Here is a 20,160-nt window from a genome sequence, read left to right as displayed (position 1 = left end):
GGGCAGCCCCGGGGGAGGCAGCCTCGGGGGAGGCAGCCTCGGGGGGAGGCGGGCGGCTGTGCGGGGTCGGCCGGCTCACAGGCCCAGGCGTCTGCTCATGTCCGACCGGAAGACGCCCCGCGGGTCCAACTCCCGGCGCAGCGCCCGGAATCGAGGCAGCCACGGGTACATGTGCTCCACCAGTTCCGGCCGCATCCGCGCGTCCTTGGCGAGGTAGACGCGGCCGCCCGCGCCCGCCACCCGCTCGTCGAGTTCGTCGAGGAGCGCGGCGAGGCCGGGCAGCCGGGCGGGGATGTCCAGGGCGAGGGTCCAGCCGGGGAGCGGGAAGGAGAGCCAGCCCGCGTCCGCGTCGCCGAAACGCTTCAGGACGGCGAGGAAGGAGGGGCAGCGGTGCCGGGAGAGGCGGTGCACGATGGCGCGCAGGGTGTCCTCCTGCCCGTACCCGACGACGAACTGGTACTGCACGAAGCCGCCCCTGCCGTAGACGCGGTTCCAGTGCGGCACCCCGTCGAGGGGGTGGAAGAACGTCGAGATGCGCTGGAGCTCGCCCGTGCGGTGGTGCGGCGCCCTGCGGTACCAGAGCGCGTTGAACGCCGAGACGGAGCCGCGCCCCAGCAGCCCCTCGGGCAGGAACGCGGGGGCGGCCGGCAGGCTGCGGGGCCGGAAGTCGAGCGGGGCGCGGCGGGCGCGCGGCGGCAGCATGTCCAGCGGCGCGTGCTCTCCGCGGGTCAGCACCGACCGGCCGGTCTTCGCGCCCCGCGCGAGGAGGTCGACCCACGCCACCGAGTACCGGTAGCGGTGGTCGCCGGATTCGAGCCGGGTCATCAAGTCGTCCAGATCCAGGGCCCGTTCGGTGTCGACCGTCATCAACGAGGTGCGTACGGGCAGGAGTTGGAGGGTGGCGCTCAGGATCACGCCGGTCAGGCCCATGCCGCCGGTCGTGGCGTCGAAGAGTTCGCTGTCCGGGGTGAGGGTGCGGACCGTGCCGTCGGCGGTCAGCAGGTCGAGCTCGCGCACATGGCGGGCGAAGGAGCCGGACACGTGGTGGTTCTTGCCGTGGATGTCGGCGCCGATCGCCCCGCCGACGGTGACCTGGCGGGTGCCGGGCGTGACCGGTACGAACCAGCCGAGCGGCAGCAGGACTTCCATCAGGCGGTGCAGGCTGACGCCCGCGTCGCAGACGACGACGCCCGCGTCGGCGTCGACGCTGCGGATGCGGTCGAGGCCGGTCATGTCGAGGACCGCGCCGCCCGCGTTCTGCGCGGCGTCCCCGTAGGCCCGGCCAAGACCCCGGGCGATCGTGCCGCGCGCCCCGCACGCCAGGACGGCGGCCGCCGCCTCCTCGTAGCTTCGCGGGCGCAGCAGGCGGGCGGCGCTGGGGGCGGTGCGGCCCCAGCCGCTCACGGACGTCGGCGGGCCCAGGGGCGCTAGCGCGGCGTCGGGTGTCGTCTCGGCAGACATGAATGCGACGGTATCGCCTATCTCGTCCCCTTCCCCTTAGCCACCCGCCCTGATAAACCACTCACCGAAATGGGTGATTACATGGGTGTCAGTCTCATTTGTCCCGTATTCGTCTTCCCGCGCGCAGGAGAGTCGCCCGTGGCCTACGGCCAGTTGGCGGGCCGACGTCACGGAAGAGGGGTGGCAGATGCAGAAGCCGTCATGCACCGACGCCGACCAGCGGCTCCTGGCCGCACTGCGCGACTGCGCGAACGAGCCACGGGTGGCCGCCGCCGCCCGGGCGCTGTCCTTCGCCGGTGAGCACGGCGCGCTGTGGCTCGCGGCCGGTCTTGCCGGGGCCGTCGCCGACCGGGACCGGCGCGGGGCCTGGCTGCGCGCCACCGCCCTGGTCGCCGCCGCCCACCTGGCCAGCATGGGCGTCAAGCGGGTGGTGCGCCGACCCCGGCCGCACCTCCCGGCGGCCGAGCCGCTGGTGCGGACCGCCGGGCGGCACTCCTTCCCCAGCTCGCACGCCAGCTCCGCGGCGGCCGCCGCCGTGGCGTACGGCGCGCTGCGGCCGGCCGGGGCGCACCTGGTGGGGCCGCTGGCCGCCGCGGTGTGCGTGTCCCGCGTGGTGGCGGGGGTGCACTATCCGAGCGACATCGCGGCGGGCGCGCTGCTCGGCGGTGTCACCGCGCGGGCGGGGGCGGCCTGGATGCGCAAACCGCTGGAAGCGGGGCGCCGATGACCGAGCCCGGCACGGTACTCCTCGACGAAGCCAGAACCCCGGCGCTCCACCGTCTGCTCGCCCTGCCCGGCGGCCTGCTGCGCACCGCACGCCCCCGCCAGTGGATCAAGAACGTGCTCGTGCTGGCCGCGCCCGCCGCCGCCGGCCGGCTGCTGAGCCCGCACGACATCGGCCAACTCGCCCTGGTCTTCTGCCTGTTCACGGCCTCGGCCGCGGCCGTGTACCTCATCAACGACGCCCAGGACGCCGAGGCCGACCGCGCCCACCCCGACAAGCGGCACCGGCCGGTCGCCGCCGGGCGGGTCCCGGTGGGCGCCGCGTACGCGACCGGCGCCGCCCTCGCCGTCCTCACCCCGCCCCTTGCCGCGCTGACCTGCAACGCGATGACGGCCACGCTGCTGACCGCGTACGTCCTGATGCAACTGGCCTACTGCGTCAAGCTCAAGCACGTCCTCGTCGTCGACCTGGTGGTGGTCACCACCGGATTCCTCATGCGGGCGATGATCGGCGGGGTCGCGCTCGGGATCCCGCTGTCGCGCTGGTTCCTGATCACCGCCGGGTTCGGCGCGCTGTTCATGGTCGCCGCCAAGCGCTACTCGGAGGCCCTGCGCATGGAGGGGAGCGGGGCCGCCACCCGCTCGCTCCTGGACGCGTACACCACCGGCTATCTGCGCTTCGTGTGGCAACTCGCCGCCGGTGTCGCGGTCCTCGCCTACTGCCTGTGGGCGCTGGAGGCCGGCGGGGTGGCGCGGGGATCGCTGCTGCCCTGGCGGCAGCTGTCGATGGTCCCGTTCATCGGGGCGATCCTGCGGTACGCCGTCTTCGCCGACCGGGGGAGCGCGGGGGCGCCCGAGGACGTCGTCCTGCACGACCGCGCGCTCGCTGTCATCGGAGCCGTCTGGGTCGCGCTGTACGCGCTCGCGGTGGCCGACCTGTGAGCGTCGCCAAAGCCGAGCTCATCGGGTTCGCGCTGGCCGGGAGCTGCGCGTACGCCGCCGATCTGGTCCTGTTCGTGGGGCTGCGCTCGGGCCTTCACTGGGATCCGATCGCCGCCAAGTCCCTCTCCTTCGTGGCCGGTTGTACGGTCGCCTACCTCGGCAACGCCTTCGGCACCTACCGCGGACGCCGGGCCGGGCGGCGCGAGTACGCCGTCTTCTTCGCCGTCAACATCGCGGGCGCGCTCGTCCAGTTGCTGTGCATCGCCCTCTCGCACTACGGCCTCGGCTTCACCTCGCCGCGCGCCGACACCCTGTCCGGAGCCGTCTTCGGCATGGCGCTCGCCACCTGCCTGCGATTCTGGGGCACGAGAACACTGGTCTTCGGCCCCGCGCCGCGAGGCCCGCACCAGGACCGACACAGCCAAGCTGGAGAGGGTAGTCGTACGTCATGGACTGGCTGAAGAAACTTCCCGTCGTCGGGCCCTGGATCACCCGGCTCATGCGGACCCACGCCTGGCGTTCGTACGAGCGGCTCGACCGCGTCTACTGGTCCAGGCTGGCCGCGGCCATCACCTTCGTCAGCTTCCTCGCGCTCTTCCCGCTGCTCACCGTCGGCGCCGCCGTCGCGGCCGCGCTGCTCTCCACCGACCAGGTGCACAAGCTCCAGAACACCCTGGCCGAGCAGGTCCCCGGCATCTCCGACCAGCTCGACCTCCAGGCGCTGATCGACAACGCGGGTACCGTCGGCGTCGTCGCCGGAGCGCTGCTGCTGTTCACCGGCATCGGCTGGGTCGGCCAGATGCGGGGCTGTCTGCGGGTGGTGTGGGACATGGAGGAGGCCGACGAGGGCGAGAACCCGATCCTGCGCAAGCTCAAGGACGGCGGGGTGCTCCTCGGCCTCGGCGGCGCCGGGCTCGCCTCGTGGGCCGCGTCCTCCATCGGCTCCACCGCGGTCGGCTGGACCGCCGAGCGGCTCGGCATCGACGAGGGCGGCGCGGGCGGGGTGCTCCTTCGCGTCGCCGCGATCGCCGTCGCCGTCCTCGCCGACTTCCTGCTCCTGCTGTACGTCCTGACGCTGCTGCCCGGCGTGAGCCCGCAGCGCCGCCGCCTGATGGTGGCCGCCCTGCTCGGCGCGGTCGGCTTCGAACTCCTGAAGATGCTGCTCGGCGGCTATATGAAGGGCGTAGCCGCCAAGAGCATGTACGGCGCGTTCGGGGTGCCCATCGCGCTGCTGTTGTGGATCAACTTCACCGCGAAGCTGCTCCTGTTCTGCGCCGCTTGGACGGCCACCCCGTCCAAGGAGGACGACCCCGACCTCATCGCCTCCGAAGAGGCCAGCGCCGATTGATCAGGAAGACCGCGCCCGCCACGACGATCAACGCCCCACCCGCGACGCCCAGTGCGATCCCGACGCCGCCGCTCTCGCCCTGGGCGGCGGCCGCGCTGTCGAGACGCTTCTTCACCACCTCCTGCGCGCCGCCCGTGGCGGTTCCTTTGCCGGTCGTCGCGGACTTCGGCGGTACCAGCTCGCCGACCGGGGTGACCTTGCCGCTGGCGGCGAACCCCCAGTCCAGCAGCCGGGCCGCCTCCTTGTAGACGGCCTGGCTCTCCGTCGACTCCGGGTTCATCACCGTGACAAGGAGCACCTTGCCGCCCCGCTCGGCGACGCCCGTGAAGGTGGCGCCCGCGTTGGTGGTGTTGCCGTTCTTGACGCCCGCGATGCCCTTGTACGGATTGAGCCCGACATCGCCGGTGAGCAGCCGGTTGGTGTTCTGGATCTCGGACATCTCCCGCTTCTTGTCCTTGCCCTCGGCGCCGGGGAACTTCGCGGTCGCCGTCGCGCAGTACTCGCGGAAGTCCTTGTTCTGGAGCCCCGAGCGGGCGAACAGCGTCAGGTCGTAGGCGCTGGAGACCTGGCCCGGCATGTCGTAGCCGTCCGGCGAGACCACCCGGGTGTCGAGGGCCTGGAGCTCATCGGCCCGGGCCTGCATGTCCTGGACCGTCTTCGCCACGCCGCCGTTCATCGAGGACAGCACGTGCACGGCGTCGTTGCCCGAGCGCAGGAAGACCCCGAGCCACAGGTCGTGCACCGAGTACGCCAGGTTCTCCTTGACCCCGACCATGCTGCTGCCCGCGCCGAGCCCGGCCAGGTCCTGGGCGAGGACCGTGTGCTGCTGGTCCCGGGGGAACTTGGGCAGCACGGTGTCGGCGAAGAGCATCTTGAGGGTGGAGGCGGGCGGCAGCCGCCAGTGCGCGTTGTGCGCGGCCAGCACCTGGCCGCTCTCGGCGTCCGCGACGATCCACGACCGGCCCGTCACCTGCTGGGGCAGCACGGGCGCGCCGGCGCCGAGCCGCACCTGGGTGCCGGCCTCGCCCAGCGGGGCGCCGCCGACCGTCGACATGCCGGGGGGAGGCGCGTCATTGCGCTTGCCCGGCGCGCCGGGCGTGGCGGAGGCGGCCGGCTTGTCGTCCCGGGGCAGCGCCACGGCGGCGGCCGGGGCGAGTGCGGGCAGCACGGCCGCGGCGGCCAAGGCGACGGACAGGGCGAGCCGGGCGGGGCGGCGCGGACGCGGGGCGCGCCGGGGGGCGGCGCTCTTCTTCACGTTCAGGGCAGACACGTTCGAGAACGTACAGGCTGCGACCATCGAACCGATCATCGTATGGATGACCCGCCGGGAGCTCCCACCCGGGCGGAGGTGTCGGCCGGCCGCGTCCGATACTGGACGCATGAAACTCAGCCGCCCCCTCTCCTGGTTCCTGCTCGCCTTCGGCGCGTGGAGCTGGGTCATCTGGACCACTTTCGTGAAGAACCTGTGGAAGGACGGCAGCGGGCTCGCCTTCGACGCCGCCGGGGACCCGACCGCCTACTTCTGGGTCCATCTGCTGCTCGCCGTCACCTCGTTTCTTCTGGGGACGGGCGTGGGGGCCATCGGGTTCCGTTCGCTGCGCCATCTGCGGCGTGAACAAGCGGCTACGGAGAGCTCCGTCACGCTCGGCTAACGAGTAGCTGTGAGTGGAAGGTTGACCCTTCCACAATGTGAAGGTCGTGTGATTGGGTGAGCGTCATCACAGGCGCAGCGTGGGGACTCCGCGCGCCGGGGCTGGGTGGGGCGTTCCGAGGAGAGCACGGCAATGCGGTCGATCCGTATGCGCATGGTGGGGATAGGCACGGCAGTGGTGGTCGCCGGAGTCGCCGGTTGGCAGCTGCTGCCGTCGGACCAGGCGAAGAAGGACCCGATCGTCGTCGGCACCACCGACGTGATCACCGCGCTCGACCCGGCGGGCGCCTACGACGCCGGTTCCTGGGCGATCTACAACAACGTCTACCAGTCGCTGCTGACCTTCCGTCAGGGCAGCACCACTCCGGTCCCGGACGCCGCCAAGAGCTGCACCTTCGTCGGGCAGAAGCTCCAGACGTACCAGTGTGTGATGCGCGAGGGCATCACGTTCTCCAGCGGACGCAAGATGACCGCCGAGGACGTGAAGTACTCCTTCGACCGGATGCTGAAGATCTCCGACAAGCTGGGCCCCGCCCCGCTGTTCTCCATGCTCGGCTCGGTCCAGGCCGAGGGCGACACGGTCACCTTCAACCTGAAGAGCAAGGACGCCACCTTCCCCTCCAAGCTCGCCACCGGCGCGGGCGCGATCGTCGACCGCGACCAGTACCCGGCGGGCGCGCTGCGCACCGAGAACTCGGTGGTCGGCTCGGGCCCGTATCTGCTCAAGGAGTACAAGAAGGACTCCTCGGGGCGGCCGGTCAGCGCCAGCCTGGAGCCCAACCCCGACTACAAGGGCGCGGTGACCAAGCGGGGCCTGCCCATCACGGTCCGGTACTTCGCCGAGGCCGACCAGCTCAGCGCCGCCTGGCAGGCCAAGCAGGTCGACGTGGCCCACCGCGAGATGCCGCCGGAGGTGCTCGCCAAGCTCTCGCCCAGCCCGGACCTGCGGATCTCCACCTCGCCCGGCTACGACACCCGCCAGCTCAACTTCAACCTGAAGTCGTCGAGCCCGGTCTCCAAGACCAAGGTCCGCGAGGCCGCGGCCGCCCTCGTCGACCGCGCGGCGCTCGCCTCCGCCGTCTACAGCGGCACCGTCGACCCGCTCTTCTCGGTGATCCCGCAGGGCTTCACCGGCCACAGCACCGCGTTCTTCGACGCCTACCCCAAGCCCGACCCGGTCAAGGCGAAGGGGCTTTTGAAGGCCGCGGGCGAGCAGCTCCCGGTCCGCTTCGACCTGGCCTACCGCAAGCTCGGCGCGAACGGCGCGGAGGCCGATCAGCTCAAGCAGCAGCTGGAGCGCGACGGCCTCTTCAAGGTGACCCTGATCGCCGAGCCGGACTGGCCGAAGATGCAGCAGAACTACGCCGAGGGCAAGTACGACGCGTACACCGCCGGCTGGCTCGCCGACTTCCCCGACCCGGACAACTTCGCCCAGCCGCTCGTCGGCACCGGCAACAGTCTCCACAACGGCTACTCCGACAAGGAGACCGACGACATCATCCGGCGCACCCAGGAGTTCACCGACCGCGGCCGGGCCGCCGACGACTTCAAGTCGCTCCAGGAGAAGGTCGCCCAGGACGTCCCGCTGATCCCGCTGTGGCAGGGCAAGAACTACGTCCTCGGCAACAAGGACGTCAGCGGCTCGCAGTACCTGTCGGACGGCACGGGCGTGTGGCGCCTCTGGGAGCTGGGCTGGATCTGAGCCCCGGCCGGGCCCGGGACGGCCGCCGGGGCGGGATGACGTTGACCCAAAGGGCTTCTGTCCGGGGGGCCACCGGTTCTGCTCCATTGACCGCGCCCGGGCACGCTGCTTCCGTCGAGGGATGCGCCTCTCCCGTCGTACGCTCCTGAGCTCGCTCGCCGGATCGGCCCTCGCCGTCGGCGCGGGCCCCGAGGCCGGACACGCCGCCGGACCCGCCGCCGGGGCGGCGGCCCTGACCGCCCGGGGGCCCGCCGCGCGGGCACTGGCCCGGCTGCTGCCCGACCATCGCGATCAGGTCACCTTCCGCACGGTGGCGCGCGACGGTGGCCACGACCGCTTCCGCGTCTCGGGCGACCCCGGCGAGATCCTCGTCGAGGGCACCAGCCCGGCCGTCCAACTCACCGGATTCCACCAGTACTTGAGGCAGGTCGCGCACGCCCACATCTCTTGGGCCGGCGAACAGACCCGGCTGCCACGCCTGCTCCCCGGGGTGCCCTCGCCCATCGGGCGGACCGCCAACGTCACCCACCGGTTCGCCTTCAACGACACCAACGACGGCTACACCGGGCCCTACCACGACTGGTCCTACTGGGAGCGCGAGCTCGACGTCCTGGCGCTGCACGGCTACAACGAGGTCCTCGTCTACCTCGGCGCCGACACCGTCTACCACCGCACCTTCCTCCACCACGGCTACCGCGACGCCGAGTTGCGCACCTGGATCCCGGGCCCGGCGCACCAGCCCTGGTGGCTGCTCCAGAACATGTCCGGCTTCGGCGGCCCGGTCTCCACCCAACTCCTCGACCAGCGCGCCGAGTTGGCGGTCCGCGTCGTCGACCGTTTGCGGGAGCTCGGCATGACACCGGTGCTCCCCGGCTACTTCGGTACGCTGCCGCCCGGCTTCGCCGCCCGCAACCCGGGAGCGCGCGTGGTGCCGCAGGGGGTGTGGGGAGGCTTTCCCCGCCCCGATTGGCTGGACCCGCGCTCCGACCACTTCGCCCGGGTCGCGGCCACCTTCTACCGCGTACAGGCCGAACTGCTCGGCGCCACCTCCCTGTACAAGATGGATCTGCTGCACGAGGGCGGCACCCCGGGCGACGTGCCGATCGGGGAGGCCGCACGCGCCGTCGAGAAGGCGCTGCGCACCGCGCACCCGGAGGCGATCTGGACCCTGCTCGGCTGGCAGCACAACCCCCACCGGGAGATCATCGAAGCGGTCGACAAGAGCAGGCTGTTCGTCGTCGACGGCCTCTCCGACCACTACCCCTCGGTCACCGACCGCGAGGAGTCCTGGCAGGGCACGCCGTACGCCTTCGGTTCCATCTGGAACTTCGGCGGCCACACCGCGATGGGCGCCAACGCCCCCGACTGGGCGTCCCTGTACGACAGTTGGCGCACCAAGCCGGACAGCGCGCTCGACGGCATCGCGCTCATGCCGGAGGGCGCGGACAACAACCCGGCCGCCTTCGCCCTCTTCTCGGACCTTGCCTGGACCGACGAAGCCGTCGACCTGGAGGAGTGGTTCGAGCAGTGGCCGGTCCACCGCTACGGCGCCCCGGACGAAGGGGCCGCCGAGGCGTGGGACATCCTGCGCCGCACCGCCTACGGCACCACCCGGGACGACTCCTGGAGCGAGGCCGCGGACGGTCTCTTCGGTGCCCGCCCCGATCTGTCGACGACCCATGCGGCCTTCTGGTCACCGCCCCAACTGCGGTACGACGCCGCTGAGTTCGCCCGGGCGCTGCCCGCCCTCCTGGCCGTCTCCCCGGCCCTGCGCAGGAGCAGCGCGTACCGCTACGACCTGCTGGACGTCACCCGCCAGACCCTCTCCAACGAGTCCCGGCGGCTGCTCCCGGGCATCCGGGCCGCCTTCGAGGCGCGGGACGAGGAGGGGTTCGCGCGGCTCACGGGGGAGTGGATGCGCGATCTGGCCCTCCTTGAGCGGGTGGTCGCCACCGACCGGCGCCACCTCCTGGGCCGCTGGATCGCGGACGCGCGCTCCTGGGGCGCGACCGCCTCCGAGCGGGACCGCCTCGCCCAGGACGCGCTCTCGCTGCTCACGGTGTGGGGCCCGCGTGCGGCGGCCGACGGCGGCACCCTGCACGACTACGCCAACCGCGAGTGGTCGGGCCTGGTGGGCGGCCTCTACACGCTGCGCTGGCGCACCTGCTTCGCCACCCTGACGACCGCCCTGACCACGGGCCGGCCCCCGGCCCCGGTCGACTGGTACGCCCTGGAGGACACCTGGGTGCGTACGCATCCGGTGTACCGGACGGAACCCAAGGGCGACATCGTGAAGGTGGCACGGGAAGTGCGGGCGGCCCTCGGCCTGTGAACTAGCCCTTCCCGGACGGCTTCCTGCGCGAGGACGCGGCCTGCGCCATCCCCGGCAGGAAGTCGGTGAACAGCTCGTGCACCTCGTGGACGAGCGGTCGCAGCACCCGGAACCGGGCCAGCGCCACCCCCCGCGTGGTGAGCTTGGCCCCCCGGCCCGCGAGACGGTAGCTGCGCTCGCGGTCGGGCGAACGGTCGAACACCCAGTACAGGACGAGCCCCATCTGGGAGAGCCACATCAACTCGGGCAGTACGTCGACGAGTTCGGCCGGCACCTTGGTCTTCGTGCCGGCCAGCACCTCACGGTGCACCGAGATCGCGGCTTGGCGGGCGTGCTCCGACTCCTTGGAGAACGGGCTGAGCGGACTGTCCGGATCGGCCGCGTTCTTGAAGAACTGCGCGGCGAACTCGTGGTAGGGCGAGGCGATGTCGAGCCAGACCCGCAGCACCCCGGCGAGCCGCGCCTCCAGATCGGTCTCGGTGTCCAGCACCTCCCGCACCGCCGCCTGGTGCTCGGCCGCGATCCGGTCGTAGAAGCCCTGGATCAGGTGCTCCTTGCCGGCGAAGTAGTAGTACGCGTTCCCGACCGAGACCCCGGCCTCCTGCGCGATGGCCCGCATCGTGGTCTTGTCGTACCCCCGCTCCTGGAAGAGCCGCATCGCGGTCTCCAGGATGAGCGAACGGGTCTGCTCCCCTTTGGCGGGGCGGGCCCCGGCCGTACCGGGGTCTGTCTCTTCAGGCGCGTTCTCTGCTGGCACGGCAAGAGCCTAATCGGCCAGGCCGCAGCGGCCTGCGCGAGGGTTCCGGCCGCCGACGGAGCGGATCAGCTCTTCTTGCGGGGCTTCGCCCGGGCGGCCGTCAGGATGGCCGTCACGTCGAGGGTGACCTTGGCGCCGAGCGAGTCGGGCAGGGTGATGAGCTCGCCCGGTGCGTGGACGCGGTGGGTGGCGTACTCGTTCTCGGCCGGTTCGGTGAGGACGTGGACGCGGTTGTGCTTGCGGTCCACGATCACGTACACCGGCACGCCGGCCCGGGCGTAGGCGCCGACCTTGGTGCGCAGATCACTCTGGTAGTTGCTGGACGTCACTTCCAGGACCAGACGGAAGGCGACGGGGTCGTAGCAGTTGTTCTCGACGTAGTGGTCCTCGAAGTCGGCGTCCACGAGGGCGAGGTCAGGGATCGCGTAGTCCTCGGGGCCCGTCGGGAGCCAGATGCCGATGGCCTGGACCACGTTGGCCTGCTCGCCGTGGAGACCCGCGAGGATGAAGGGCAGCATGAGGTCGGTTAGCCCGCGCCCATGGGCACCGTCTGCTGGTGGCGTCACTCGGATCTGCCCCTCGATGATCTCGATGCGATAGCCAGGGTTGCGCTCCATGAGCAGGTTGGCCTCGTCGAGCAGAGACTCCTCGCGGTCGGAGTCCTCGGCGCTGTGGGGACGCTCGGCGGGTGCTGCGGACATCACGTGCCTCCCGTGGCTGCTGGTCGAGGCCATCATCGTAGGACGGCCGGTGCCCCCGGTGGGGATCACCGCGCGTTCACCCGTACGTGCGAGAGGGCCCCGCCCCCGGAAACGAAGTTCCAGGTGCGGGGCCCTCGTCGGACTCGTACAGGATCAGAAGCGGCGGGTGATCAGGGCGCGCTTCACTTCCTGGATGGCCTTGGTGACCTCGATGCCACGGGGGCACGCGTCGGTGCAGTTGAACGTGGTGCGGCAACGCCACACGCCGTCCTTGTCGTTGAGGATCTCCAGGCGCTGCTCGCCCGCCTCGTCACGGCTGTCGAAGATGAAGCGGTGCGCGTTCACGATCGCGGCCGGGCCGAAGTACTGGCCGTCGTTCCAGAAGACCGGGCACGAGGACGTGCACGCCGCGCACAGGATGCACTTGGTCGTGTCGTCGAAGCGCTCGCGGTCCTCGGGCGACTGGAGACGCTCGCGCGTCGGCTCGTTGCCCTTGGTGATGAGGAAGGGCATCACGTCGCGGTACGCCTGGAAGAACGGCTCCATGTCCACGACCAGGTCCTTCTGGACCGTGAGGCCCTTGATGGCCTCGATGGTGATGGGCTTGGAGGGGTTGATGTCCTTGATCAGCGTCTTGCAGGCGAGACGGTTCTTGCCGTTGATGCGCATGGCGTCGGAGCCGCAGATGCCGTGGGCGCACGAACGACGGAAGGTCAGCGACCCGTCGATGTCCCACTTGATCTTGTGGAGACCGTCGAGCACGCGCTCCTTCGGGTCGATCTCGAACTGGAAGTCCTCCCACGTCGCCTCGTCCGAGATCTCCGGGTTGAAGCGGCGGACGCGGAAGGTGACCGTGATGTAGGGCGAGTCGGCGAAGCCGGGCTCCGGCGCGGCGGCCTTGTCGTCCTTGCTGAGGGTCGGGGTTGCCATCAGTACTTACGCTCCATCGGCTGGTAGCGGGTCTGGACGACGGGCTTGTAGTCGAGTCGGATCGAGTCCTTGCCGCCGTCCGCGACCTCGCGGTACGCCATGGTGTGGCGCATGAAGTTGACGTCGTCGCGGTTGGGGTAGTCCTCGCGGTAGTGACCGCCGCGGGACTCCTTGCGCGCCAGGGCGGAGACGGCCATGACCTCGGCCAGGTCGAGCAGGTTGCCCAGCTCGATGGCCTCCAGGAGGTCGGTGTTGAACCGCTTGCCCTTGTCCTGGACGGACACGTTCTTGTACCGCTCGCGCAGCTCGGCGATCTTCTCGACCGCCGTCTTGATCGTCTGCTCGGTGCGGAAGACCATGACGTTGGCGTCCATGGTCTCCTGGAGCTCCTTGCGGATGACCGAGACGCGCTCGGTGCCGGTCGCCGACAGCAGGTTCGCGACCTGGGCCTCGACCATCGCCGCCGGGTTCTCGGGCAGCTCGGTGAAGTCCGTGGTGTGCGCGTACTCGGCGGCGGCGATGCCCGCGCGCTTGCCGAACACGTTGATGTCCAGGAGCGAGTTGGTGCCCAGGCGGTTGGCGCCGTGCACCGACACACAGGCCACCTCGCCGGCCGCGTACAGACCCGGGACGACCGTGGTGTTGTCGCTGAGGACCTCACCCTGGACGTTGGTGGGGATGCCGCCCATGGCGTAGTGCGCGGTGGGCTGGATCGGGATCGGGTCCGTGTACGGCTCGATGCCCAGGTAGGTGCGGGCGAACTCCGTGATGTCCGGGAGCTTGGCGTCGAGCTGCTCCGGCGGGAGGTGCGTCAGGTCCAGGTAGACGTGGTCGCCCTCGGGACCGCAGCCGCGGCCCTCGCGGATCTCCGTGTAGATGGAGCGCGAGACGACGTCACGGGAGGCGAGGTCCTTCATGACCGGCGCGTACTTCTCCATGAAGCGCTCGCCGTCCTTGTTGCGCAGGATGCCGCCCTCACCGCGGGCGCCCTCCGTGAGCAGGATGCCCATGCGCCAGATGCCCGTCGGGTGGAACTGGAAGAACTCCATGTCCTCCAGGGGCAGCCCGCGGCGGTAGCACGCGGCCTGGCCGTCACCGGTCAGGGTGTGCGCGTTGGACGTCACCTTGAAGAACTTGCCGGTGCCGCCGGAGGCGTAGATGACCGACTTCGACTGGAAGACGTGGATCTCGCCGGTCGCCAGCTCGTACGCGACGACGCCGGCGGACTTCTTGACGCCGTCCTCCTCCACCAGGAGCTGATCGAGGACGTAGAACTCGTTGAAGAACTCCACGCCCTCCTTGATGCAGTTCTGGTAGAGCGTCTGGAGGATCATGTGGCCGGTGCGGTCGCCCGAGTAGCAGGCACGGCGGACCGGAGCCTCGCCGTGGTTGCGGGAGTGACCGCCGAAGCGGCGCTGGTCGATCTCACCGGCGGGCGTGCGGCCGAACGGCAGGCCCATCTTCTCCAGGTCGAGGACGGCGTCGATGGCCTCCTTCGCCAGGATCTCGGCGGCGTCCTGGTCGACCAGGTAGTCGCCGCCCTTGATCGTGTCGAAGGTGTGCCACTCCCAGTTGTCCTCCTCCACGTTGGCGAGCGCGGCGGCCATGCCGCCCTGCGCCGCACCGGTGTGGGAGCGGGTGGGGTACAGCTTGGTCAGCACGGCGGTGCGGCTGCGCTTGGTCGACTCGATGGCCGCGCGCATACCGGCGCCGCCGGCGCCGACGATGACGGTGTCGTACTTGTGGATCTTCATCGTTGAATTCCTCAGTCCCTCAGCCCGTGGCCTAGCGCATGTTCGGGTCGAAGGTGAAGATCACCAGCGTGCCCAGCAGGACGGTGAACACCGTGGCGGTGTAGAGAAGCATCTTCAGCCAGAAGCGGGTGTTGTCCCGCTGCGCGTAGTCGTTGATGACGGTGCGCAGGCCGTTGGCGCCGTGCAGCATAGCCAGCCACAGCATGGTCAGGTCCCAGACCTGCCAGAACGGGGACGCCCAGCGGCCCGCCACGAAGGCGAAGCCGATCTTGGAGACGCCGCCGTCCAGGACGAGCTGGATCAGCAGGTGGCCGAGGACCAGGACGACCAGCACGATGCCGGACAGCCGCATGAACATCCAGCCGTACAGCTCGAAGTTCGTACGGGTCGACTTGGGGGTCTTCCTGGTGCGCTTGCGCGGGGCCTCGATGAGCGGGGCCGGGTGGTCGGTGTCGTACAGGCTCGCGCCCTCGACTTCCCCGATCCCGGCGGCGGAAGAGGTTTCGGCAGACATCTCAGTCCTCAGCTCCCGAACAGTTCACGGACGGCGTGGCCGAGCACCGGGTAGAGCGCGCCCACCATCAGCACGACCCAGACGCCCACGACGGTCCAGAGCATCTGCTTCTGGTAGCGCGGGCCCTTGGCCCAGAAGTCGACCGCGATGATGCGCAGGCCGTTGAGCGCGTGGAACAGGATGGCGGCCACCAGGCCGTACTCCAGACACGCGACGATGGGCGTCTTGTAGGTCGCCACGACTTTGTCGTACGCCTCGGGGGAGACACGCACGAGAGCGGTGTCGAGGACGTGGACGAACAGGAAGAAGAAGATGAGGACGCCGGTGACTCGATGAGCCACCCAGGACCACATTCCTTCCCGGCCGCGGTACAGCGTTCCAGCCGGCACGGAAGAACCCTCCGGGAGCGGTGTGTAGGGCCGGCCGGCTTCAGTGTCGGTCTGACCCGGCCGGGTACGGTCCACCGGCCCCGGTCATCGTAGCGACGTGATGTCGGTTCCCTCGCGCGGGGTCCATAGGTGTGATCAAACAGGCAATCAAACAGCCTCGTACGGCCTAGAGAACGCGGTGCCCGGCGCTGGAAATGTCTGGTTCGGGGTGGTTCGCCACGAGTTGGGCGAGTCGGCCGCGGGCGATCCGGCGCAGTTCGTCGGCGGCGATCGACCGCTCCTCGTCCCAGTCGTTGTTCATCCGCAGCCGGATCCCGCTCAGCACCTGGTCGAGCCGCTCGCCCGGGCTGAAGCCGTCGAGACAGATCACGAAGGCGTGCCCGAAACTGCTCTCGTACAGCGCGTGCGCGGCGCCCAGCGCCATGTGGGCCGCCTGCGGCGCGCTCTCGTGCAGACCCGGCGACGGCTCCTGGGCCAGCGCCTCGGTGAGGTCGGCGGCGCTCAGGTCGTAGCTGGCCTCGTCGGCGGCGGCGAGCAGCGCCTCCAGATCCGGATAGGGGCGGTGGGCCGCGATCCGCAGCGCCCAGCGGTGGCTGGCGCAGCAGGCGCGCAGGGCGGCTTCCGCCGCGTCCTTCGAGGCGCGGTTGAAGAGGTCGAGACCGTCGGGCGTCGGCGGGCCCTGCGGAACGGATGTGCCCCGGACCTGATTCGGTATGGCCGCCCGCCCCTGGGCACGAGGAGTGTGATGGAGTGTCGGCGGTCGCTTCCGGGGGCCGGCGTGGGATTCGCTGGACAGCGTGGGCTCCTCGAACACCGCGCGGGACGCGGTCGTACGGAACGGGACGGGCTGCGGAGCACGGAGACTGGAGTGGCAAGGGAGGTGGGAGTGCCGCCACGCTATCCACGTGGAGGGGGAGGCGCCCGACTGTTGCGCGAATTTCACCCGGATGTGCGCATCGGGTCGCGCGCGGTGGACGGCCCCCCGGGCGCCTCGGCGTACCTTCGCCCCAGCTGTCGTCCGGTATCCGGGGTCACCGGATCCGCCCATACTGTTGTTGGACGGGAGGTTTCTGAGTGATGTCGCGTTTCAGGATGTCACGGGCCCGGACGCCGCGATCCGGGGACCCGAAGCGGTCGCCCTCGCCGTCGTCCCGGGCGGGCGCCGCCCAGGCCCGCGCGCCGAGGCCCCGCCCCGCCTGGCTGCACCGGCCCCGCGGCCGGCGTGCGCTGATGCTGAAGGTGGCCCTCGCGGGCGCCGCGGTGCTGGCGCTGATCATCGCGGTGTGGCCCGACGACGACACCCACGGCGGGCACGGCGGACCCGCCGACAACAAGGCCGCCTCCTCCGCGCTGCCCTCCCCGTCGCCGATCTACCCGATCTCCTCGCCGCCCCGCACCATCCCCTCCGTACGGGAACACCGGCCCGCCCGCGGACCCGGCTACCGGCCGGTCGACTCGACCCGGGTGATCGTGGACGCCGGCAGCGGCAGCCTCGCCGACGAGGGCAAGCTGCTCGCGCAGGAGCTCGGCGCCGACTACGCGCTCGGCGGGCAGCCGCGCGAGGGCGACATCCAGCTGGCGCTGACCCCGCCGCCCACGGGCGAGAAGGCCGTGCCCGAGTCGTACACGCTGACCACCCGCGATCGCCGGGTGCGGATCTCCGGGTCCGACGACGCCGGGGTGTTCTACGGCACCCGCACCCTCAAGCAGGCCCTCAAGGGCGGCGGGGTGATGCCCGAGGGCGTGGTCGAGGACCGCCCCGACAAGCCGCAGCGCGGCCTCAACCTCGACATCGCGCGCAAGCCGTACACCGAGGCGTGGATCGAGGACCAGCTCCGGCAGATGGCCGACCTCAAGCTCAACCAGCTCGGGCTGCACTTCTCCGACGACCAGGGCTTTCGCGTCGAGTCGGCCAGCCACCCCGAGATCGTCTCGCGCGACCACCTGAGCAAGCGCGACGTGCAGCGCATCGTGGCGCTCGCCACCAAGCTGCACATCACGGTCGTCCCCGAGATCGACTCCCCGGGCCACCTCGGCGCGGTCATCGCCGCCCACCCCGACCTCCAGCTGCGCGACAAGGACGGCAAGGCGGTCCAGGGCACCATCGACATCGCCAACCCCGAGTCCGGGCGCATCGTCGACGACCTGCTGCGCGAGTACGCCGACCTGTTCCCGGGGGCCTACTGGCACCTGGGCGGCGACGAGTACCAGGCCCTGGTGGTGAAGGCCCCGGCCACCCCCGAAACCGCCTATCCGGCGCTCGCGACGGCTGCCCGCGCCGCGTACGGCCCCAAGGCGGACATCGAGGACCTGGCGACGGGATGGCTCAACGACCGTGCCGCGGTGGTCCGTTCGGTCAACGCCGGGCGCACCGTGAAGGCCTGGAACGACGGCTTCTTCGCCGGCGGCAAGGTGGCCGCCGACCAGGGGCGCGAGGTCGAGTACTGGACCGGCAAGGAGAACGGTCAGCGGGCGCCCGAGGAGCTCCTGGCCGAGGGGCGCGATCTGGTCAACCTCAACGACGAGTACCTGTACTACGTCCTGGGCGAGCCGAACGACTTCAAGTACCCGACGGGCAAGCGGATCTACGAGGAGTGGACGCCGCTGGTGCTGCGCGGGACCAAGCCCGTGGACGCCAAGTACGCCGGGCAGATCCTGGGCGGCCGGTTCGCCCTCTGGTCGGACGTCCCGGGCGCGGCGACCGAGGAGCAGGTGGCGCGCGGCATCAGGCTGCCGCTGCGCGCGACGGCCCAGAAGCTGTGGGACGCGCGGAACCCGGCGATGGACTGGGAGGAGTTCAAGTCCCTTGCGGACCGCCTGGGTTGAGCCCGTCCGCCGCGAGGCCCGGGGCGCCGACCGGCTCGGCCGGCCCGAGCCGCGGGGACGCGGTGGGTGCGGAGGACGACCGGGGCCGCCACCCCCCACAGGAGAGGCCCCGGCCGTCTTCCGGCGGGGTCGTTGTGGCGACCCCGTATCTTCTTCAGCGCCGCGCGTGCGTTTTGTGTCACACCCCGCTGTGTCGCCAAGTTGTTGCAGGTTGTACAAGCCGTGGACTTATGGGGCACCGAGGCCGTAGCGTGCAGATTCGCGTTCGGGGACGCGAACAGGGATGACCAGCGGTGACATCGAGACAGTCAGTCAAGACAGGGTGCAGGGATTGCTGGGGGACGACGCGGAGCTGACCGCCGCGGTGCTCAGGGCGCAGGACGGGGACGAAGAGGCCTTCCGTGCTGTCTATCGCGCTGTCCACCCGCGCCTGCTGGGCTATGTCCGCACCCTGGTCGGCGAGCCGGACGCCGAGGACGTGGCCTCCGAGTCCTGGCTCCAGATCGCCCGTGACCTCGAACGCTTCGAGGGCGACGCCGACCGCTTCCGCGGCTGGGCCGCGCGCATCGCCCGCAACCGGGCCCTGGACCACATCCGGATGCGTGGCCGCCGCCCCGCCGTCGGCGGCGACGAGAGCGAGCTGACGGCGCGGGCCGGGGCCTCGGACACCGCGGACGAGGCTATGGAGGCGCTCGGTACCGGACGTACGATGGCGCTCATTGCCCAGCTCCCGCAGGACCAGGCCGAGGCCGTGGTGTTGCGCGTGGTGGTCGGTCTGGACGCGAAGAGTGCGGCGCAGACCCTGGGCAAACGGCCCGGTGCGGTGCGGACCGCCGCACACCGGGGTCTGAAGCGGCTGGCTGAACTGCTCGGCGCGGACGGCTCCGCGGGGGACGTGGCCCAGGATGTGGAGGAGCTGGGTGCCGTGCCGTCGCAGCGTGCGCCGGAACGCGGTGTGACGCAATCGCGCGCCCGGACGCAGAAGGACATGTGATGGCTGACGAGCGGCACGAGTGGCTTGACCGGGATGCCGCCGAGCGACTGCTGCGCGGAGAAGGGATCAAGCCCGGCGACGAGCGGGCCCGGGCCGAGGCCGCCCGACTGTCCGCCCTGCTCTCCTCCCTCGCCCCCGCCGAGCCGGCCACCACCGAACTTCCCGGCGAGGAGGCCGCCCTGGCCGCCTTCCGCAAGGCCCGCCCCGACCACGCCCCCGGCGACCGCGAAGCCCTCGGTGTCGTACGGGTCGGACGCGTGGCCCCCTCACCCCGGGCGCCTCGGCGCAGGCGCTTCGCGCCGGTGCGCCTCGGTCTCGCGGCGGCGCTGGCCTGCTGCGCGCTCGGCGGGGTCGCGGTCGCCGCGGGCACCGGCGTGCTGCCGGGGCCCTTCGCCTCCGACGAGCGGGACCCCACGCCCGCCTCCTCCGTCTCGGCCGCGGCGAGTCCGGGTCCCACCGCCGACTCCCCCTCACCGTCGCTGCCCTCCGCCTCCCCGACGCCCGAGCGGCGGGGGACGTCCTCGGGCGCGCCCACGCCCGGCGATCCCTCGCACTCCGCGAGCCCGGGGGCCGCGTCCTCGGGCCCCGGCGCCGACCCCGGCGACAAGGACGGCACCGGGCCCGGAAGCGATGACGGCGAGGACGGCCAGTGGCTCGCCAGGACCGCCGACGACTGCCGGGCCTACCGCTCGGGCAAGCTCGACACGGACAAGCGCCGCAACCTGGAGTCCGCGGCCCACGGCGCGGGCGCGGTCAAGGCCTTCTGCGACCTGCTCCTCGACGGCAAGTCCGACGCCACCGGCGGCACCGGCGACTCCGGGGGCGGCGGCGGTCAGGGCTCCGGCGGGGACAAGGGCCGGGGCAAGGGCGACGGTTCCGGGAACAAGAACGGCGGCGGGGGCGGCGGCAAGCACAGCTCCGTCGCACCCCACCCCGGCAAGCTCCTCGACCTGCTCACCGGCCAGACGCTCGGCCCGGCCGCCGCGCACTGAGGCCCGTCCGCCGCGCATTGAGGGCCGCCCGGGGTGCACTGGGACCTCGGCGCAGGCCCGCCCGGCGCGCCCGAAAACGCGGGCGGGAACCCGCAGTAACGTTTTTCGAACCGGCGGCGCAGTAGAGAGTGAGCCGACTGGTCA

19 protein-coding genes are annotated in these 20,160 nt (G+C 71.3%); 10 read left to right on the top strand and 9 right to left on the bottom strand.

The features are described 5' to 3' along the window. Window positions 1–75 precede the first annotated feature (75 nt). Window positions 76–1,461: an FAD-binding protein gene (locus tag DWB77_RS15215; RefSeq protein ID WP_120721794.1), complete on the bottom strand. Its 1,386-nt coding sequence runs from the start codon at window positions 1,459–1,461 to the stop codon at window positions 76–78. 187 nt (window positions 1,462–1,648) lie between these two features. On the opposite strand from DWB77_RS15215, the gene DWB77_RS15210 reads away from it, so the two are divergent. Genes DWB77_RS15210 through DWB77_RS15195 form a run of 4 tightly spaced genes read left to right on the top strand, consistent with a single transcriptional unit; the run spans window position 1,649 to window position 4,474 of the window. Next, window positions 1,649–2,188 (top strand): phosphatase PAP2 family protein, encoded by a 540-nt coding sequence (locus tag DWB77_RS15210; protein WP_120721793.1) that lies wholly within the window; start codon window positions 1,649–1,651, stop codon window positions 2,186–2,188. Next, entirely contained in the window at window positions 2,185–3,126 is a 942-nt protein-coding gene (locus DWB77_RS15205) for a decaprenyl-phosphate phosphoribosyltransferase (protein ID WP_120721792.1), read from the top strand. Before DWB77_RS15210 ends, DWB77_RS15205 begins: the two co-directional genes overlap by 4 nt. After that, window positions 3,123–3,587 carry a GtrA family protein gene (locus tag DWB77_RS15200; RefSeq protein WP_120721791.1) on the top strand — a complete coding sequence of 155 codons (465 nt, stop codon included), beginning with the start codon at window positions 3,123–3,125 and terminating at the stop codon, window positions 3,585–3,587. The genes DWB77_RS15205 and DWB77_RS15200 overlap by 4 nt, the downstream gene beginning before the upstream one ends. Further along, complete coding sequence (locus DWB77_RS15195) at window positions 3,575–4,474, top strand: YihY/virulence factor BrkB family protein (RefSeq protein WP_120721790.1); 900 nt, start codon at window positions 3,575–3,577, stop codon at window positions 4,472–4,474. The genes DWB77_RS15200 and DWB77_RS15195 overlap by 13 nt, the downstream gene beginning before the upstream one ends. On the opposite strand, the gene DWB77_RS15190 is transcribed toward DWB77_RS15195, so the two are convergent. Beyond that, window positions 4,443–5,915, bottom strand: coding sequence for a D-alanyl-D-alanine carboxypeptidase (locus DWB77_RS15190; RefSeq protein WP_120721789.1), 1,473 nt, complete (start codon window positions 5,913–5,915; stop codon window positions 4,443–4,445). The genes DWB77_RS15195 and DWB77_RS15190 overlap by 32 nt on opposite strands. On the opposite strand from DWB77_RS15190, the gene DWB77_RS15185 reads away from it, so the two are divergent. From DWB77_RS15185 to DWB77_RS15175, 3 genes are all read left to right on the top strand, one after another. Next, a complete protein-coding gene (locus DWB77_RS15185; RefSeq protein ID WP_120727810.1) occupies window positions 5,854–6,126 on the top strand; it encodes an SCO4848 family membrane protein in 273 nt (90 codons plus the stop codon). The genes DWB77_RS15190 and DWB77_RS15185 overlap by 62 nt on opposite strands. 132 nt (window positions 6,127–6,258) lie before the next feature. Then, window positions 6,259–7,827 carry an ABC transporter substrate-binding protein gene (locus tag DWB77_RS15180; protein ID WP_120721788.1) on the top strand — a complete coding sequence of 523 codons (1,569 nt, stop codon included), beginning with the start codon at window positions 6,259–6,261 and terminating at the stop codon, window positions 7,825–7,827. A gap of 121 nt (window positions 7,828–7,948) precedes the next feature. Then, the gene (locus tag DWB77_RS15175) at window positions 7,949–10,159 is read left to right on the top strand and encodes an alpha-N-acetylglucosaminidase (RefSeq protein ID WP_120721787.1); all 2,211 of its coding nucleotides are present in this window, start codon (window positions 7,949–7,951) and stop codon (window positions 10,157–10,159) included. 1 nt (window position 10,160) lies between these two features. On the opposite strand, the gene DWB77_RS15170 is transcribed toward DWB77_RS15175, so the two are convergent. The 7 genes from DWB77_RS15170 to DWB77_RS15140 all read right to left on the bottom strand — a co-directional run bounded on the left by DWB77_RS15170 (window position 10,161) and on the right by DWB77_RS15140 (window position 16,018). Then, the gene (locus tag DWB77_RS15170) at window positions 10,161–10,916 is read right to left on the bottom strand and encodes a TetR/AcrR family transcriptional regulator (protein ID WP_246033535.1); all 756 of its coding nucleotides are present in this window, start codon (window positions 10,914–10,916) and stop codon (window positions 10,161–10,163) included. A 65-nt stretch (window positions 10,917–10,981) separates the two neighbouring features. Beyond that, complete coding sequence (locus DWB77_RS15165; RefSeq protein ID WP_120721785.1) at window positions 10,982–11,617, bottom strand: Uma2 family endonuclease; 636 nt, start codon at window positions 11,615–11,617, stop codon at window positions 10,982–10,984. 153 nt (window positions 11,618–11,770) lie between these two features. Beyond that, entirely contained in the window at window positions 11,771–12,547 is a 777-nt protein-coding gene (locus tag DWB77_RS15160; protein WP_120721784.1) for a succinate dehydrogenase iron-sulfur subunit, read from the bottom strand. Continuing rightward, the gene (gene sdhA, locus DWB77_RS15155; RefSeq protein WP_120721783.1) at window positions 12,547–14,301 is read right to left on the bottom strand and encodes a succinate dehydrogenase flavoprotein subunit; all 1,755 of its coding nucleotides are present in this window, start codon (window positions 14,299–14,301) and stop codon (window positions 12,547–12,549) included. The genes DWB77_RS15160 and sdhA overlap by 1 nt, the downstream gene beginning before the upstream one ends. Before the next feature lie 31 nt (window positions 14,302–14,332). Next, window positions 14,333–14,815, bottom strand: coding sequence for a succinate dehydrogenase hydrophobic membrane anchor subunit (locus tag DWB77_RS15150; protein ID WP_120721782.1), 483 nt, complete (start codon window positions 14,813–14,815; stop codon window positions 14,333–14,335). An 8-nt stretch (window positions 14,816–14,823) separates the two neighbouring features. Next, complete coding sequence (sdhC, locus tag DWB77_RS15145) at window positions 14,824–15,204, bottom strand: succinate dehydrogenase, cytochrome b556 subunit (protein ID WP_100574740.1); 381 nt, start codon at window positions 15,202–15,204, stop codon at window positions 14,824–14,826. 166 nt (window positions 15,205–15,370) lie between these two features. Next, entirely contained in the window at window positions 15,371–16,018 is a 648-nt protein-coding gene (locus tag DWB77_RS15140) for a 2-oxo-4-hydroxy-4-carboxy-5-ureidoimidazoline decarboxylase (RefSeq protein WP_246033534.1), read from the bottom strand. Window positions 16,019–16,434: 416 nt separating this feature from the next. Between DWB77_RS15140 and DWB77_RS15135 the strand changes: the two genes are divergently transcribed. The 3 genes from DWB77_RS15135 (at window position 16,435) to DWB77_RS15125 (ending at window position 20,016) form a co-directional block, all read left to right on the top strand. Further along, window positions 16,435–18,030, top strand: a complete 1,596-nt coding sequence (locus DWB77_RS15135) for a beta-N-acetylhexosaminidase (RefSeq protein WP_120721780.1) — start codon at window positions 16,435–16,437, stop codon at window positions 18,028–18,030. A gap of 331 nt (window positions 18,031–18,361) precedes the next feature. Beyond that, window positions 18,362–19,024 (top strand): RNA polymerase sigma factor, encoded by a 663-nt coding sequence (locus DWB77_RS15130; RefSeq protein WP_120721779.1) that lies wholly within the window; start codon window positions 18,362–18,364, stop codon window positions 19,022–19,024. After that, a complete protein-coding gene (locus tag DWB77_RS15125; RefSeq protein ID WP_120721778.1) occupies window positions 19,024–20,016 on the top strand; it encodes a hypothetical protein in 993 nt (330 codons plus the stop codon). Before DWB77_RS15130 ends, DWB77_RS15125 begins: the two co-directional genes overlap by 1 nt. Window positions 20,017–20,160 lie beyond the last annotated feature (144 nt).

Origin of the sequence: Streptomyces hundungensis, from assembly GCF_003627815.1 — a bacterium.
GTDB lineage: Bacteria > Actinomycetota > Actinomycetes > Streptomycetales > Streptomycetaceae > Streptomyces > Streptomyces hundungensis_A.
The sequence above is the reverse complement of the archived record's forward strand: the minus strand, read 5'-3'. Positions and strand labels throughout refer to the sequence as shown.